13 protein-coding genes and 2 pseudogenes are annotated in these 14,722 nt (G+C 73.9%); 11 read left to right on the top strand and 4 right to left on the bottom strand.

The window, feature by feature from the left end; translation table 11 throughout:
- Positions 1-118 precede the first annotated feature (118 nt).
- Complete coding sequence (locus IE305_RS19975; RefSeq protein ID WP_190131034.1) at positions 119-1,420, bottom strand: flavin monoamine oxidase family protein; 1,302 nt, start codon at positions 1,418-1,420, stop codon at positions 119-121.
- Between the two features lie 157 nt (positions 1,421-1,577).
- Between IE305_RS19975 and IE305_RS19970 the strand changes: the two genes are divergently transcribed.
- The 3 genes from IE305_RS19970 to IE305_RS19960 all read left to right on the top strand — a co-directional run bounded on the left by IE305_RS19970 (position 1,578) and on the right by IE305_RS19960 (position 3,448).
- Positions 1,578-2,219 carry a TetR/AcrR family transcriptional regulator gene (locus IE305_RS19970; RefSeq protein ID WP_190131033.1) on the top strand — a complete coding sequence of 214 codons (642 nt, stop codon included), beginning with the start codon at positions 1,578-1,580 and terminating at the stop codon, positions 2,217-2,219.
- A gap of 344 nt (positions 2,220-2,563) precedes the next feature.
- Positions 2,564-2,704, top strand: a complete 141-nt coding sequence (locus IE305_RS19965) for a hypothetical protein (protein WP_190131032.1) — start codon at positions 2,564-2,566, stop codon at positions 2,702-2,704.
- A gap of 18 nt (positions 2,705-2,722) precedes the next feature.
- A complete protein-coding gene (locus tag IE305_RS19960; protein ID WP_190131031.1) occupies positions 2,723-3,448 on the top strand; it encodes a dienelactone hydrolase family protein in 726 nt (241 codons plus the stop codon).
- 615 nt (positions 3,449-4,063) lie between these two features.
- Here the strand turns inward: IE305_RS19960 and IE305_RS19955 are convergent.
- Positions 4,064-4,672, bottom strand: coding sequence for a TetR/AcrR family transcriptional regulator (locus IE305_RS19955; protein WP_190131030.1), 609 nt, complete (start codon positions 4,670-4,672; stop codon positions 4,064-4,066).
- A gap of 148 nt (positions 4,673-4,820) precedes the next feature.
- On the opposite strand from IE305_RS19955, the gene IE305_RS19950 reads away from it, so the two are divergent.
- Positions 4,821-5,627: a class I SAM-dependent methyltransferase gene (locus IE305_RS19950; RefSeq protein WP_229891233.1), complete on the top strand. Its 807-nt coding sequence runs from the start codon at positions 4,821-4,823 to the stop codon at positions 5,625-5,627.
- Here the strand turns inward: IE305_RS19950 and IE305_RS19945 are convergent.
- Entirely contained in the window at positions 5,554-6,456 is a 903-nt protein-coding gene (locus tag IE305_RS19945) for an SAM-dependent methyltransferase (RefSeq protein ID WP_190131028.1), read from the bottom strand. The two genes, IE305_RS19950 and IE305_RS19945, sit on opposite strands and share 74 nt — an antisense overlap.
- A 180-nt stretch (positions 6,457-6,636) precedes the next feature.
- Here IE305_RS19945 and IE305_RS33825 point away from each other — a divergent pair.
- The 6 genes and pseudogenes from IE305_RS33825 to IE305_RS19925 form a co-directional block, all read left to right on the top strand.
- Positions 6,637-6,873, top strand: a pseudogene (locus IE305_RS33825) (helix-turn-helix domain-containing protein); the annotation flags it as partial.
- Between the two features lie 21 nt (positions 6,874-6,894).
- Positions 6,895-8,238: pseudogene (locus IE305_RS33820) on the top strand (nSTAND1 domain-containing NTPase); the annotation flags it as partial.
- A gap of 312 nt (positions 8,239-8,550) precedes the next feature.
- On the top strand, positions 8,551-10,536 hold the full coding sequence (locus IE305_RS33815) for a WD40 repeat domain-containing protein (protein WP_373311696.1): 1,986 nt from the start codon (positions 8,551-8,553) through the stop codon (positions 10,534-10,536).
- Between the two features lie 142 nt (positions 10,537-10,678).
- A complete protein-coding gene (locus IE305_RS19935) occupies positions 10,679-11,578 on the top strand; it encodes an MBL fold metallo-hydrolase (protein ID WP_190131026.1) in 900 nt (299 codons plus the stop codon).
- Positions 11,579-11,795: 217 nt separating this feature from the next.
- Positions 11,796-12,674 carry an aminoglycoside phosphotransferase family protein gene (locus IE305_RS19930; RefSeq protein ID WP_229891231.1) on the top strand — a complete coding sequence of 293 codons (879 nt, stop codon included), beginning with the start codon at positions 11,796-11,798 and terminating at the stop codon, positions 12,672-12,674.
- A 117-nt stretch (positions 12,675-12,791) separates the two neighbouring features.
- Positions 12,792-13,685, top strand: a complete 894-nt coding sequence (locus tag IE305_RS19925) for a 4Fe-4S domain-containing protein (protein ID WP_190131024.1) — start codon at positions 12,792-12,794, stop codon at positions 13,683-13,685.
- On the opposite strand, the gene IE305_RS19920 is transcribed toward IE305_RS19925, so the two are convergent.
- Positions 13,666-13,854 (bottom strand): hypothetical protein, encoded by a 189-nt coding sequence (locus IE305_RS19920; protein ID WP_190131023.1) that lies wholly within the window; start codon positions 13,852-13,854, stop codon positions 13,666-13,668. The genes IE305_RS19925 and IE305_RS19920 overlap by 20 nt on opposite strands.
- A 12-nt stretch (positions 13,855-13,866) precedes the next feature.
- On the opposite strand from IE305_RS19920, the gene IE305_RS19915 reads away from it, so the two are divergent.
- Entirely contained in the window at positions 13,867-14,691 is an 825-nt protein-coding gene (locus tag IE305_RS19915; protein ID WP_190131022.1) for an alpha/beta fold hydrolase, read from the top strand.
- The last annotated feature ends 31 nt before the right edge of the window (positions 14,692-14,722 follow it).

Genomic DNA, 14,722 nt, shown 5'->3' with positions numbered 1-14,722 from the left:
GTGCCGTGCTCGAACCCCTGCGCGTCCGGGCGTCCACGGACGTGGAACCGGTCCGGTCCCGCAGCATCCGGTCGACGCCGGGGACGGCCGCGGGCGGGAGGCCTCCGCCGGGGCGCGGTCAGCGGGACCGGCCGGCCAGGGCGGCGATGACGTTCCGGGCGGCACCCGCGCCGGTCTCCATGGCCCCCTCGATCCCGGTGACGTACATGCCCGCGAAGTCGGCCCCGGCGAAGTGGACGCGCCCATGGGGCTCGCGCATCCGTGGGACGACCCCGGTCAGGTCTCCCGGCCGGTGATGGACCCACGTGCCCTGGGCGAACTCGTCGCCTGCCCAGTCGTATCCGGCCGTGGCGACCACCTCTATGGAAGGGACAAAGGTCCGCAACGCCGCCTGCACGCTCTCGCGGTCCCCGCCGCCGACGGCCGAGGCGTCGGCGGCGAAGCACGAGACGAGCGTGTCGCCCTCGTGCCGGTACTCCACCCTCGCGGTGCAGACCGGGTTCTTGCCGGCGGGAGCGACGGCCAGGAAGGGGTCGATCTCGCCCTTGACCCTCGCCAGGACCTTCGCCGTCCTCATCGGGTGCTTCCGCTCGATCATCCTGCGTACCGGCGGCGCGACCGCGGGGGTGATCGCGATGTCGCCCAGGGTGTTGAGGGGGACCGCCACCACGGCGGACCGCGCCCGTATCCGCTCGCCCGCGCGGGTGGTCACGGTGACGCCTGATCCGTCGTCCTCGACAGCGCCGACGGGTGTGGACAGCCGGAGTTCGGCCTTCGACTCGCCCAGGACGGCCTCGATGAGCCGCTTGGTCCCGCCCTGGATTGGAAAGAAGCCGGCGGTTTCCAGGAAGGCGCCCCAGTCCCCGAAGTTCGCGGACGCCCAGAGGAGGAACTGCGCGAGACCCTGCTCGCCGGGGGAGTGGACGAACGTGGCCAGGATTCCCTCCAGCACGTCCCGGTCGTGTGCGGACAGGCCGAGGGAGTCGAGCCGGTCCGCGAGCGTCTGTTCCTCGATCGCGCCGGTGTCACCCGCGGTGACGTCGAACGGCCTCGGGAACCGCGTCCGCGCGTCGGCGAAGAACCGGGCCGCGTGCGGGGCGACGGTCTCGGCGTACTCGGCCTGGCTCCCGGAGTGCATCCTGCCGCCGGCCAGCCAGTGCACCGTGTCCGCCTCGAGGGTCGTTGCCAGGGGGATGCCGTGGCGCTGCATCTCGCGCCAGACGTTCGGCATGCTCCAGTGCACGTAGGTTCCGCCGAACTCCGCGTAACGGCCGAAGGCTTCGCCCGTGTACGTCCGGCCGCCGATACGGTCGCGCGCTTCGAGGAGGAGCACCGAGTGCCCCGCCGCGCCGAGGTCCCGGGCTGCGGTCACTCCGGCGAAGCCGGCACCGATCACCACGACGTCGTACCTGTCGGCCATGGACCTTCTCCGTTCGCTCGCTTGCACGACGTGATCCAATCTCGAATCGAGTTCGAGTTTATGCCGCGCTCCTGACGGCCTGTCAACGCAGGCCCATTGCAAGCCCATGGAGAGGCCCGGTCTCCCCTGATCCCATGGCTTGATACGATCTCGATTCGTGTTCGAGAACAACGCCACGACCCGGACGCCGGCACGGCCGGGGGCGCAGCGCCGGGGGACGGAGCGCCGGCGCGCCATCCTCCACGCCGCCGAGACGCTGCTGGCCGAGCAGGGCTACGACGCCGCCACGCTGAAGGCGATCGGGGAGCGGGCGGGGATCCCGATCGCCTCCATGTACCACTACTTCGCCGACCGGTACGAGGTCGATGCCGAGCTGCTGCGGTGGCACCTGAGCGAGCTCGACACGCTCATCGGCGCCGCGCTGGACGACCCCGGGACACGGACGCTGCGCCAAGCCGTCGACGTCGTGATCGACCTCCTCCTCGGCTACTTCCGCAGGCACGGGAGCTGCACGGCACTCTGGTTCGCGGGACGGCACTCGACGCTCGACGAGCTGGTGCGCGCCTTCGACGAGACGCAGGCGGAGCGGCTCCGGCGCCACCTCGTCGAGCGGGGCGTCCTCTCCGCCGAGACCCCGCGGCTCGCCCTGCTGCTGGCCTTCGAGGTGGGCACCCGGCTCTTCGACACCGCGTTCCGCCGCTCGCCGACCGGAGACGACGCCACGATCGACGAAGCGCGTCGCCTCGTCACCGCATACCTGGAGACGTACGCCCCCGGAGGGCCGCGCCGGCGCGGCTGACGCGCGGACGGGCCGAGCGGCGTTGTCGGGGACGGCGCGCTCAAAGCTCTGACCTGCTGGTAGCAGTCGATCCGGCCACGTGGCCCTTGCTCGAGTCACCGAGCTCCAGCAGCCGCTGGAGCAGTGGGAGGCCACGCAACCCCAACCGCTGCGCGTCGACGCGGAGCTCGCCTGGCCGGACTACCCGGCCCTGGCGGCGGCCGAGGAGGACGCCGCCGGCCACCTGCTGCTCCGCGCCGACATCCTCGATACCTGCGCGTGCAGCGGGAACCTGCGCGACCCCGGGCACGGCTGGATACAGCTCGGCAGGAAGTCCTTCGTTCCTCACCCTGCACCGCGACCAGGTGATCCAGCCCGACGGCGCCTTCGGCACCTACCAACGCATCAGCCTCGCCGGCGCCGTCCGTGTCGTGGCCGTCGACGACCGAGAGGAACACCCCGCTGTTCTGCCGACGGCAGAGCAGCGGCCCGACCGGACTCGGTGATCGCTACTGTCGAGTCGCATGACGACGATTGCCACGCGCACGGTCGAGTACCCGGCAGACGGCCTGACGATGATCGGGCACCTCGCACTCCCGGCCGGAGCCGATCGCCGGCCCGCGGTGCTGCTCGGGCCGGAGGGCATGGGGCTCAGCGACGTCGAACGCCACCGGGCCGATGCTCTCGCCGAGCTCGGATACGTGGCGCTGGCCTTCGACCTCCACGGCGGACGCTATCTGGGTGACCCCGAGGAGATGCTGGCCCGTTGCATGCCGCTGCTCGCCGACCCCGACCGGATGCGGCACATCGGTCACGCGGCGCTCGACATGTTGCGCGCCGAGCCGCGGACCGACCCCGACCGGATCGCCGCCGTCGGCTACGGCACCGGCGGCGCCATCGGGCTGGAACTCGGGCGCGCCGGCGTCGACCTGCGCGCGATCGCGACTGTCAACGGGCTGACCACGGGCCGACCGGGCGAGGCGGCGCGCATTCGCTGCCCGGTGTGGGCCGGGGTCGGGTCGGAAGACCCGATCATGCCGTCCGCGCAACGGGACGCCTTCACGGCCGAGATGCAGGCTGCGGGCGTCGACTGGCGCCTCATGATCTACGGCGGCGCCCTGCACGCCTTCCACCACCCGACGGTCGACCATCCCACGGTCCCCGGCGTCGGCCACCACCCACGGCACGCGCAGCGAGCCTGGCACGACATCGTCGACCTGCTCGCCGAATGCCTGCCCGTAACGGAGTGATCCGGTCGACAACCGCGATTCCGGCCCGCGGGCCAGGCCCGTCGACCGTAACCGGCTCCAGTGGTCCCGCCCGCGACGCGGTCAGCGGCCGGCGGGATCGGCCTGCCGCCCGGGCCCGTGGGGAGGTGCAGGCAGCCGTCGGCCGTCGGTCGGCGCCCGGCCGAGGCTGTTGAGCTCGGCGGCAGGCCAGGCGCTCGCACACATTCTCGTGAACGAGCCCGAGCCGGGGTGGCGACCGCCCGCCGTGCGTCTGCTTCCGCTCCGGCGGCATCGAGGACCGGCGTCATGATGTCCATGGACCATGTGCGTGACGTCCGCACCGAGGGCAAGACAGGCGACCTGCTCCACGGGAAGCGTGACCCCCGATCGGATGCGGGTGACGACACCGGTCGGCTGCGCCCGGTGGGCCGGGCGGCCCGGGTCGCGCGAAAGCCGGCCGGCAGCTGGTCGGCCACCTACGCTCCGCAGTACCCGGCACCCGTGGTGGACCGGCCGTGCCCAGGTGCACGCGGTGGAGGGGCGGTCCGGCCGGACCGCCCCTCTGATCCACGATCAGACCACTACGCCCCCGACGACGCCTCTGCCCAGGCCGGACAGCGCAACGCTGCCGGAGTGCTAGGGGCCGCGCCGTTCGTCCCGTACCGCGCCCGCCATGACCGCGGTGACCACCTTGTGGACCGCTTCCGCGCCGGGCGGTGGCGGGCCCTCGTGGCCGGCGAAGAGGAGGTGGACGGCTCCGATCAGCGCGGGGGCGAGCGCGGTGACGTCGGCGTCGGGTGCGACGCGGCCCAGTGTGCGTTCCGCCGTGAGGTACGACGCGAGCGTGGCCGCCGCTTCGGTGAGGAGGGGGATGCCGGCCGAGCCGGCCCGGCGCAGGCGGGCGCGCAGTTCGTCCCGGGCGGTGACGAGAGCGACGATCGCCACGGCGACCGGGCCGAACAGGTCCGTCAGCGCGCCGGTGAGGTTACCGGCGACGGTGCCGGATCCGGCGGCGTCGTGCAGCGCATCGCCCTGCCGTCGCACACGGGCGATGCGGTCCAGGACGAGCTCCGCCAGGAAGGCGTCGAAGTCGGCGAAGTGGCGGTGCAGCACCCCCTTGGCGCAGCCCGCCTCCGTCGTCACCGCCCGGCTGGTCAGCGCGTTCGGCCCGTCCCGCAGCAGGATGCGCTCGGCGGCGCCGAACAGCTGCTCGCGCGGGTCGCGCAGGGCCACACCCGTCGGCATGTCGTGATCCCCCTCTCCCTCCGGCTCTTCTTCCCGGCCGCGCCCGCCCGTTGACGAGTGGGCGCGCGCCCACCATAGTGGGCGCATGCCCATTTTACCTCCTGGGCGTGAGCCCGGTTCCGCACCCGAATCCCACCAAGTCCGTGCCATGGCCGAGTCGTTCGGCTCCGACCCGGACCGCTACGACCGCACCCGGCCCCGCTATCCCGACGCCCTCGTCCAGCGCATCGCCGCCGCCTGCCCCGGCCCCGCCGTCCTCGACGTCGGCTGCGGTACGGGCATCGCCGCCCGGCAGTTCCAGGCAGCGGGCTGCGACGTCCTCGGCATCGACCCCGACCCGCGCATGGCCGGCTTCGCCCAACGCCGGGGCCTCGACGTCGAGGTAGCGCGGTTCGAGACCTGGGAGCCCGCCGGCCGGGTCTTCGACGCGGTCGTCGCCGGCCAGACCTGGCACTGGGTCGACCCGGTCGCCGGAGCCGCCAAGGCGGCCGGCGTCCTGCGGCCCGACGGCCGCCTGGCCGTCTTCTGGAACGTGTTCCTGCCCTCGCCCGACGTCGCGGAGGCCTTCTCCGCCGTCCACCGCCGGGTCCTGCCCGACCTACCGCGCAACCCCTGGGCCGCGACCGGCCTCGACGCGTACGCGCCGTTCTTCACCAGGACCACCGACGGCATCCGGCGGACAGGCGCCTTCACTGCCCCCGAGCAGTGGCGGTACGACTGGGAACAGTCCTACACGCGCGACGCATGGCTGTCCCAGATGCGCACCAGCGGCGAAGCCGGCCTGTTGCCCCCGGAGAGGCTCGCGGAGCTGCTGGACGCCACGGCCCGGGCCGTCGACGCGATGGGCGGCAGCTTCACGATGCAGTACGCGGCGGTGGCGGTCACCGCGACCCGGACGGACGGGAGGGGCCCGACGGACCCGTCCGCGGCGGGTCCCCGGGCCGCACGGCCGTGACGAAGCCCGTACCGGACGGGTTGGCCAGGGGCCGGCCGTACCGCTCCCCGACCCTGTCGAGGGGGTGGTACTCCGTCAGCCAGCCGCGGGCCGCCAGCCAGTCGGCGGTGCCGGCACCCAGCCCGCCCTTCCACAGCGACGTGATGTGCGCGACGGACGGGTCGTCGAGAACCGTCCGCCCGCTCCGCCCCCGCTCCAGCGCGAGCCGGCTGCCCGGGGCGGACAACTCGCCGACGGCCGACAGCAACCCGGCCGCCTCCTCGGCCGTGAAGTAGACCAGCAACCCCTCGGCGAGCCACGTCGTCGGCCGGTCCGCGGCGAAGCCGGCGCCGGCCAGCCGGCCGGCCCAGTCCGGGCCGAGCAGATCCACGGGCAGAGCGGTCCGCCCGCACCGCGGGGCGGCGGACCGCGCGGCCAGCACCCGCTCCTTGAACTCCAGGACGGGCGGCAGATCGAGCTCGTACAGATGGACCCCCGGCGGCCACGCGAGCCGGTAGGCGCGGGTGTCCAGCCCGGCCCCGAGCAGGACGACCTGGTGGCAGCCGGAGCGCAGCAACTCGTCGTCGTAGAAGCGGGTACGGAGAACCGTCTGGGCCCTCAGGGCCCTGGCCAACGGCCCCGGCTCCTGCGCCGCCCGTAACGGCTCGCCGGAACGGGCGCCGGAGTCGGAGGCCGCGCCGGTACCGGAGCCGGACGCGGCGGCGGCCAGGAAATCCGCGGCGTACGGGTCCGAGAACAGGGCGTTCCCGGACGCGCTCTCGTGCGCACGCACCCCGGCCACGGCCAGCGCCGTCCTCGACACGGCGCTCATCGGTCGCGAAGTCGTCATGCCGCGCACGCTACCCGGCCCGCCTGCGGCGACGGGGAATACCCGGAGCAATGGCCTGATAGCGAACAGCTATCATCGCGCTGATGCCCACGGCGCCCGCTCGCGCGGAAGCGCGGGCAGAGCACCGACGGGGGCGGTCCGCACACGGTACGGCCCCCGTGCAGAGGGGGAGGACCAGCAGTGGACGGCACGCGCCGTGACCGGGGCGACGAGGCGGAGGGAACGACGCCCCCGGCCCCCGAACGCCCCGGGGAACTGCTGCGCCGGCTGCGGCGCGAGCAGGGGTTCACCCTCGCCGAACTGGCCCGCCGGGCGTTCTACAGCAAGGGCTACCTCAGCAAGGTCGAGAACGGCGAGAAGCCACTGACCCACGAGCTGGCCCGGGTCTGCGACCAGGTACTGGACACCGGCGGGCTGCTGGAGGAGGCCCTCCGGCCGGTGGCGCAGGACTCCGCGGGCGGGGCGCGGGACGACGACGCGTGCCCGTACCCGGGTCTGTCCCCGTTCGGGGTGGAGGACGCGCGCTGGTTCTTCGGACGCGAGGAGGCCGTCGCCGGCCTGGTGTCGCAGCTGGCCGAACGGCTGCGCACGCCGGGCCCCCTCCTGGTCATGGCGCCGTCGGGGGCGGGGAAGTCGTCGCTGCTGCGGGCCGGGCTCCTGCCCGCCCTCGCCCGCGGCGTCCTGCCCGTTCCCGGCTCCCAGACGTGGCCCGTCGCACTGCTCACGCCGGGCCGGCGCCCGGTGGAGGCACTCCTGGACCGGACCGCCATGGTGACCGGGGCCTCCCGCCGACTGCTGGAGAAGGCGCTCGGGGAGGGCGGGGACGCCCTCGCCGCCGCCGTCGGTGCCGCGGTGGGCACCGGTGACGCGGCCGTGTCCCTGATCGTCGTGGTGGACCAGTTCGAAGAAACCTTCATGCTGTGTCCGGACGAGGCGGAACAGCAGGAGTTCGTCCAGGCGTTGCTCGCGCTGACGCGGCAGCCGGAGGGGTCCGGCCGGGCCGTCCCGCCGGCCCTGGTCGTCCTCGGCGTACGGGCCGACTTCTACGAGCGCTGCCTGGCCTTCCCGGGGCTGGCCGCGTCCATGCAGCGAGGCCACGTCACGCTCGGCCCGATGGGCGACGCCCAGTTGCGCGACGCCATCACCGGGCCGGCGCGCGAGGCCGGCCTGGAGCTGGAACCGGGGCTGGCCGAGATCCTGCTGCGCGACACCGGCCTGGTGCACGGTCGCGCGGTGCCCGCCCGCGCGGCCCCCGCCGGGGCCCTTCCCCTGCTGTCCCACGCGCTGCTGAGCACGTGGCAGCACCGCGAGAACGGCACCCTGACCGTCGACGGCTACCGGCTGACCGGAGGCATCTGCGGCGCCGTGGCGGCCACCGCCGAGCGCGCCTACGCCTCGCTGCCCCCGCACCAGCAGGAGACCGCCCGGTACGTCCTGCTGCACCTGGTCCAGGTCGGCGAGCACCGGCAGACGAGCCGGCGGGCCCGGCGGACGGAGCTCCTGGACATCGGCGGCGCGGACCACGAGGCGGCGGACCACGCGGCGGACCACGCGATGGACCACGAGGCGGACCACGCGGCGGACCGGGCCGGGGACGCCGAGGCCGTCGTCGAAACGTTCACCCGGGCCCGGTTGCTCCTCGTGGACGCCGACCACGTCGAGGTGGCGCACGAAGCCCTGCTGGACGCCTGGCCCCGCCTCCGCCAGTGGATCGACGAGGACCGGGCCGCCCTGCGCACCCGCCAGGCGCTCGCGGACGCGGCCGTCACCTGGGAGCAGGAAGGACGCGACACCAGCCTGCTCTACCGCGGCTCGCGCCTCGCGGCGGCCCTCGAGGCCGCCGCGGGCCCGCGCGCCAGGGCGGCCCTCACCTCCACGGCCCGGGCGTTCCTCCAAGCGAGCGCCGACCAGGAGACGGACCGGCAGCTCACGGAGCAGCGACGTCTGCGACGCCTGCGCGCCCTGATCTCCGGTCTGGCGACCCTCCTCGTCCTCTCCCTCCTCGCCGGTGCCGTGGCCGTCCACCAGAGCCGCGTGGCGGACGACCAGCGGCGCATCGCGGAATCGCGGGAACTCGCGGCCCGCGCCGGCGGAATGATGCAGGACCAGCCGGAGGCCGCCATGCTGCTCGCGCTGAGCGCCTACCGTCGCTCGCCCACCACCGAGGCCCGCAGCAGCCTGCTCAGCACCTACGCCCAGTTCCCCGGCAACCAGCTTGCCGGCCACACGGACGACGTGTGGGCGGTGACCTTCAGCCCCGACGGCCGGACGATGGCCACGGCGAGCGACGACCACACCGCCAAGCTGTGGGACACGGCCACCGGGGGGCTCGTCGCCACGCTGGCCGGGCACACCGACAGGGTCGCCGGCGTCGCCTACTCGCCCGACGGCCGGACGCTCGCCACGGTGGGCCGCGACCGCACGGCGAAGCTGTGGGACACGGGCACGCACCGGCTCGTCGCCACGCTCACCGGGCATTCCAGCGGCGTCAACGGCGTCGCGTTCAGGCCCGACGGCCGCACCCTGGCGACGGCGAGCGACGACGGCACCGTACGACTGTGGGACGTGGCCACGCACCGTCAGGCGGCGGTGCTCACCACGGGCGACAGCACCGTGCGGCGGGTCGCGTTCTCTCCCGACGGCCGCACGCTGGCGGCCGCGTACAGCGACCGCAAGGCCCGGCTGTGGGACGTGGACGCACGGCGCGTCACGGCCACCCTCGCCGGCCATACGAACACCGTGACGGCAGTGGCCTTCTCACCGGACGGGCGGACCCTCGCGACCGGAAGCTCGGACCGCACCGCCCGGCTGTGGGACCTGGAGTCGTACCGCACGACGGCCACGTTCGAAGGTCATGCCGACATGGTCTGGTCGGTGGCGTTCTCCCCGGACGGCCGCACCCTCGCCACCGCGGCGGTCAACGACGGCACCGCACGCCTGTGGGACACCACCACGCACCGGGCCACCGGCACCCTGGCCGGGGCCGGCCTGATCTCCGCCGTGGCCTTCGGCCCGGACGGGCGCAGCATGGCGACGGTGGCGGAGACCGGGCAGCGCGGAGTCACCCCGCCGCTCCAACTGTGGAACGCCACCACGCACGAGAAGGCGAGAACGCTGACGGGGAGCGGCGAGTCCACCACGGCCGTGGCCGTCTCCCCGGACGGCCGCACCCTGGCCGCCGGCGACTCCCACGGCTCGGTGTTCGTCTGGGACATCGCCGGCCACCGCCTCGTCACCCCCCTTACCGGCCCCACGGGTGCCGTCACGAGTCTCGTCTTCTCGCCCGACGGCAGCACGCTCGCCGGCACGGGCGAGGACGGCACCACCCGCCTGTGGGACATGAGCAGGCGGGAGGAGCCCAAGGAGGCGGCCACGCTCACGGGCCACTCCGGAAGTGTCCGCGCCGCGGCCTTCAGCCCCGACGGCCGCACCCTGGCGACCGCCGGCAGCGACCACAGCACCCGGCTGTGGGACACGCGCTCCCACGACCAGGTCGCCGTCCTCGACGGAGAACCGGACGCGGTGGGCTCCGTGGCGTTCTCCCCGGACGGCCGCACCCTGGCCACCGGAAGCCACGACGGCACGATCCGCCTGTGGGACCTCCGTTCCCGCACGGTGGTCACCACCCTGGCCCGCGACGGACAGATGTGCAGGGCGTACACCCTCGCCTTCAGCCCGGACGGCCGCACGCTTGCGGCGACCAGCTGCGACATCACCCTGTGGAGCACCGACACGCACCAGCGCATCGCACGGCTCACCGGCCACACCGAGACCACCAGCCGTCTCGCCTACGCCCCCGACGGGCGGACGCTCGCCACGGCCGGCTACGACCGCACCGTCCGCCTGTGGGACACGCAAAGCCACCAGCCCGTCGCCACCCTGACCGGAACCGGCGGTTACGTCTCCGGCCTGGCCTACGCACCCGGGAGCCACCTCCTCGCCACCACCAACACGGACCGCGCCGTCCGCCTCTGGGAGCTCGACCCGGAAACCGTCGCGGCACGCGTCTGCACGCTGAGCGGCGAGCACCGCTGGCGCGAGACGGTCAGGGCTTCTTCGCAGAGGAACCCCTGCGACTGACCCCTCTCACCAGCCGCCGGAGCGGACGCGCGGGGCCCGGCTAACGCAAATCGTTTGCGTTAATCGGGCCGACAGGGCTACTGTGGCCCTTAACGCAAAGAACTCGCTTTAGTGTGAGCCCGAGCCGAGCGACGGAGGAACCATGACGGACCGGTCCGTACCCAGCTGGACGGTGGGCGGTCTCGTCGTGCACCGCATCGACGAGACCGCCTTCCCGCCGGAGACCGGCGCGTGGCTCCTGCCCGCCGCCACCCCCGAAGTCGTGACCCGGCAGTCCTGGCTCCGCCCCGACTTCGCCACTCCCGACGGCATCCTCCGGGCCTCCAGCCACACCTTCGCCTTCGTGACGGCGAACGGCCTCCGCGTCCTCGTGGACACCGGCATCGGCAACGGCAAGACCCGCGCCAACCCGGCCTGGCACGACCTGGACACCGACTACCTGCAACGCCTCACGGACGCGGGCTTCCCGCCCGAGACCGTCGACCTGGTCGTCCTCACCCACCTGCACACCGACCACGTCGGCTGGAACACACGGCTCACGGACGACGGCTCGTGGACGCCCACCTTCCCCCGCGCCCGCTACGTCACCTCGCGCACCGAGTGGGACTACTGGGCCGCTACGGCCGGGCAGATGGAGGAGAGCCGCCGCCAGATGTTCCGCGACTCGGTCGACCCGGTCCACGACGCCGGCCTCCTCGACCTCGTCGACGTGACGGACGGCCCCACCACGATCGCCCCCGGCGTCCGGCTGCTCCCGACGCCGGGGCACACGCCGGGGCAGGTCGCGGTGGAGCTGGCCGACGCCGGCCGGCGAGCCGTCATCACGGGCGACTGCCTCCACCACCCGGTGCAGCTGTCGGACCCGGACATCACCAGCTGCGTGGACATCGACCCCGGCCAGGCGATCCGCACGCGCCGCACCCTGCTGGCCGGACTGGCCGGAACGGACGTCCTGCTGCTGGGCAGCCACTTCCCGCCGCCGACAGCCGGCCACGTGGTCCCCGACGGCGAGGGCTACCGACTGGTGCCGCCGGCCGCCTGAGACACCCGGGACGCCCTGGCATGCCGTCAGCGGATGTGCACATTGGCGCCGCACAGGCCGAGCCCGGTCTCCGCAGCCTGGCGCCATTGCCGTAGGATCCGTGCCGTCGTACAGCTGGTGCACGTGCTCCCGCCCTCGGTCCCGGTCCGGACCGCCCCGACCGTCCTGCTACAAACCGAGTTGACGCCCGCTCTGCCGCGTCGGTCTCATGTGCCCCATGAGCGCCTCCCTCGACACCGACCTCGTACGGCGGCTCGTCGCCGGTCAGTTCCCGCAGTGGGCGGGGCTGCCGGTGGAGCGGGTGCCCTCCGGGGGCACCGTCAACGCCATGTACCGGCTGGGCGACCGCATGGTCGTGCGGCTGCCGCTGTACGAGGGCGGAGCCGCGGACGTGGAGCTGGAGCAGGAATGGCTGCCCCGCCTCGCGCCCCTGCTGGACACCGCCGTTCCCGAGCTGCTCGGGGCCGGCCGGCCCGCGGAGGGGTATCCGTGGCCCTGGTCGGTGCACGGGTGGCTGGCGGGGGACAATCCGCAGCCGGGGGCCCTGAGCGAGCCCGCACTCCTGGCCCAGGACCTGGCCGGCTTCGTCGCGGCCATGCGGAACATCACCCTCCCCGGCGCGCCCCCGGCCCACCGCGGTGGGCCGCTCGCGTCGCTCGACGCCGCGACCCGCGCCGCTCTGGAAGCCCTGCGCGCGCTCCCGGAGGAGGGCGTCGACTGCGATTCCCTGGCCGCCGTATGGGAGGACGCCCTGCGGGTACCCGGCTGGGACGGGCCGCCGGTATGGCTGCACGCCGATCTCATGCCCGGAAACCTGCTGGTGGCGGACGGGCGGCTGGCCTCGGTCATCGACTTCGGGTGCATGGGGGTGGGCGATCCGGCCTGCGACCTGTTCCCCGCATGGAACCTGCTGCCCCCCGATGCCCGGGTGGTCTTCCGCGCAACGCTCGGCGTGGACGACGCGACGTGGGCCCGCGGCCGCGCCCGCACGCTCTCCCAGGCCGTGATCGCGCTGCCGTACTACCGCACCACGAACCCGTCCATGGCACACAACGCCCGCCACGTCATCCAGTCCATACTGGGAGAAATCGCCTGACGCCGGCCCGGCGTCCAGAGCAGCGCACCCCCGCAAGTACAAGGCCGGAACCCCCTTCCTCTTTGCGACGCGTCCGCGATACCCCTGGGGGGACACGGAAACCCGAGGGGGCGGCTCATGGACGGCGAACAGCAACGGCACCACGACGGCTGGTACGTGGACGAGCGGTGCACGAACTGCGACGTCGCCCGGCAGCTCGCCCCCGGCCTCATCGGTGAGGCCGGCGGTCGCTCGGTCGTCCTGCGTCAGCCGCGCGACGAGGACGAGACCCGGCAGTTCCACGCCGCCGCGCACGCCTGCCCCACGCGGTCGGTCCGGCCGCCGGGGCGGGTGCTGGACGCGGCGCAGGACCCGTTCCCGCTGCCCCTCGACGACACCGTGCAGCTGTGCGGGCACAACTCCCCGCACACCGCCGGCGCCAACTCCTACCTGCTGCACCGCCCCGACGGCACGACGATGATGGTGGACACCCCGCGCTGGAGCACCGGGCTCGCCGCCCGCTACGAGGCGCTGGGCCCCGTCACCGACGTCCTGCTCACCCACCGCGACCACGCCGCCCACGGCCGCCGCTACGCCGACCGCTTCGGCGCACGGCTGTGGATCCACGAGGGCGACCTCGACGCCGCCCCCGACGCCGACCAGGTGCTGCGCGGCACGTCGGCGACGCCGGTCGCCGACGGCGTGGTGGCCGTGCCCCTCCCCGGGCACACACGGGGCAGCGTGCTCTACCTCGCGGACGAGCGGTACTGCTTCAGCGGCGACAGCTTCTACTGGTGCCGCACGACGTCGGACATCGAGGTGGCCGACAGCGTCACCTGGTACTCCATCGAGGAACTCGCCGCCTCCCTGACCCGCACGGTGGCCCACCTGCGCTTCGAATGGCTGCTGCCGGGCCACGGCGACCGCCGGCACCTGCCGGCCCACGACATGGCCGAACGCCTGCACCGGCTGGCGGAACGGACCCGCGCGCTCCGGCCCCGTCCCGTCGACTTCACCGCCCACCGCTGGTGACGACGGGAACCCGTACGGACAGCCGGGCGAAGGCACGGGAGACCGCCGCGAGCTGAGCGGCCGCGGCGTCGGTGCCCGTCGCGCCGGCGCCCGCCTGCCGCGCCCGCCGGGCGAGCGTGCGACCCAGTGCGGTCAGCTGCCATTGCCGCGCGCCGTGTCCCCGGGGCACTCTGGAGGACCTATGGAGACAGGTACGCTGACCGTTCCCGGCGCGGAGATCCACTACGAGGTACGCGGGGCCGGCCCGCCCCTTCTGCTGATCAACGGCGGTGACGGCGACGCCGCCATGTTCGGGCCGCTGGCCCGCCTGATGGCCGACCACCACACCGTCATCACCTTCGACCCGCGCGGCAACTCCCGCAGCCGCCTCACCGCCCCGCCGCAGCCCCAGCGGATCGAGGACCGCGGCGACGACGCCCACCTCCTCCTCGCAGCGGTCGCCCCCGGCGAGCCGGCGTACGTCTTCGGCACCAGCTACGGCGGCATGACCGGCATGGACCTCCTGGCCCGCCACCCGGACCAGGTGCGGACGCTCGTCGCGCACGAACCGTTCACGATCGACCTGCTGCCCGACGCCGAGCGCTGGCACGCCCTGTTCGAGGAGGTCCACGCGCTGTACCGGAGCGAGGGGCTGCGGCCGGCGATGCGCAGGTTCGGCGAGGAGATCGGCGTGGACATCGCGCCGGAGCCGGACGACGCACTGCCCGCCCCGGCCCGGGACATGCTGGCGCGCATCCAGGCGAACGGCGAGGTGTGCCTGGAGTACGAGCTGCGCACCTTCACCCGCTTCCGCCCGGACATCGCCGGGCTGCGCACGGAACGGTTCGCCCTGGTGACCGGCGAACAGCAGCCCCGCACGCTGATGCACCGCACGACGGAGGCCCTCGCGGAACGGCTCGGCACCCGCGTCACCGAGTTCCCGGGCGGGCACGTGGGCTACCTGACGCACCCGAAGGAGTTCGCGGTGGCGCTGCGCGGCGCTTTCGCGGGCCATCCGGGCGACTGACGAGGACCAACACCCTGCGCCGGGAGGCAGC

It is taken from the genome of Streptomyces mashuensis (genome assembly GCF_014654785.1).
Classification (GTDB): domain Bacteria; phylum Actinomycetota; class Actinomycetes; order Streptomycetales; family Streptomycetaceae; genus Streptomyces; species Streptomyces mashuensis.
Note: the sequence above shows the minus strand (reverse complement) of the source record. Positions and strands in the feature narration are given on the sequence as shown.

Bases quoted from the DNA above. Each gene is read 5' to 3' on its own strand.
- IE305_RS19975 (WP_190131034.1), bottom strand. From the start codon at position 1,420: ATGGCCGACAGGTACGACGTCGTGGTGATCGGTGCCGGCTTCGCCGGA.
- IE305_RS19960 (WP_190131031.1), top strand. From the start codon at position 2,723: ATGACGACGATTGCCACGCGCACGGTCGAGTACCCGGCAGACGGCCTG.
- IE305_RS19955 (WP_190131030.1), bottom strand. From the start codon at position 4,672: ATGCCGACGGGTGTGGCCCTGCGCGACCCGCGCGAGCAGCTGTTCGGC.
- IE305_RS19950 (WP_229891233.1), top strand. From the start codon at position 4,821: ATGGCCGAGTCGTTCGGCTCCGACCCGGACCGCTACGACCGCACCCGG.
- IE305_RS19945 (WP_190131028.1), bottom strand. From the start codon at position 6,456: ATGACGACTTCGCGACCGATGAGCGCCGTGTCGAGGACGGCGCTGGCC.
- IE305_RS33815 (WP_373311696.1), top strand. From the start codon at position 8,551: ATGATGCAGGACCAGCCGGAGGCCGCCATGCTGCTCGCGCTGAGCGCC.
- IE305_RS19935 (WP_190131026.1), top strand. From the start codon at position 10,679: ATGACGGACCGGTCCGTACCCAGCTGGACGGTGGGCGGTCTCGTCGTG.
- IE305_RS19930 (WP_229891231.1), top strand. From the start codon at position 11,796: ATGAGCGCCTCCCTCGACACCGACCTCGTACGGCGGCTCGTCGCCGGT.
- IE305_RS19925 (WP_190131024.1), top strand. From the start codon at position 12,792: ATGGACGGCGAACAGCAACGGCACCACGACGGCTGGTACGTGGACGAG.
- IE305_RS19915 (WP_190131022.1), top strand. From the start codon at position 13,867: ATGGAGACAGGTACGCTGACCGTTCCCGGCGCGGAGATCCACTACGAG.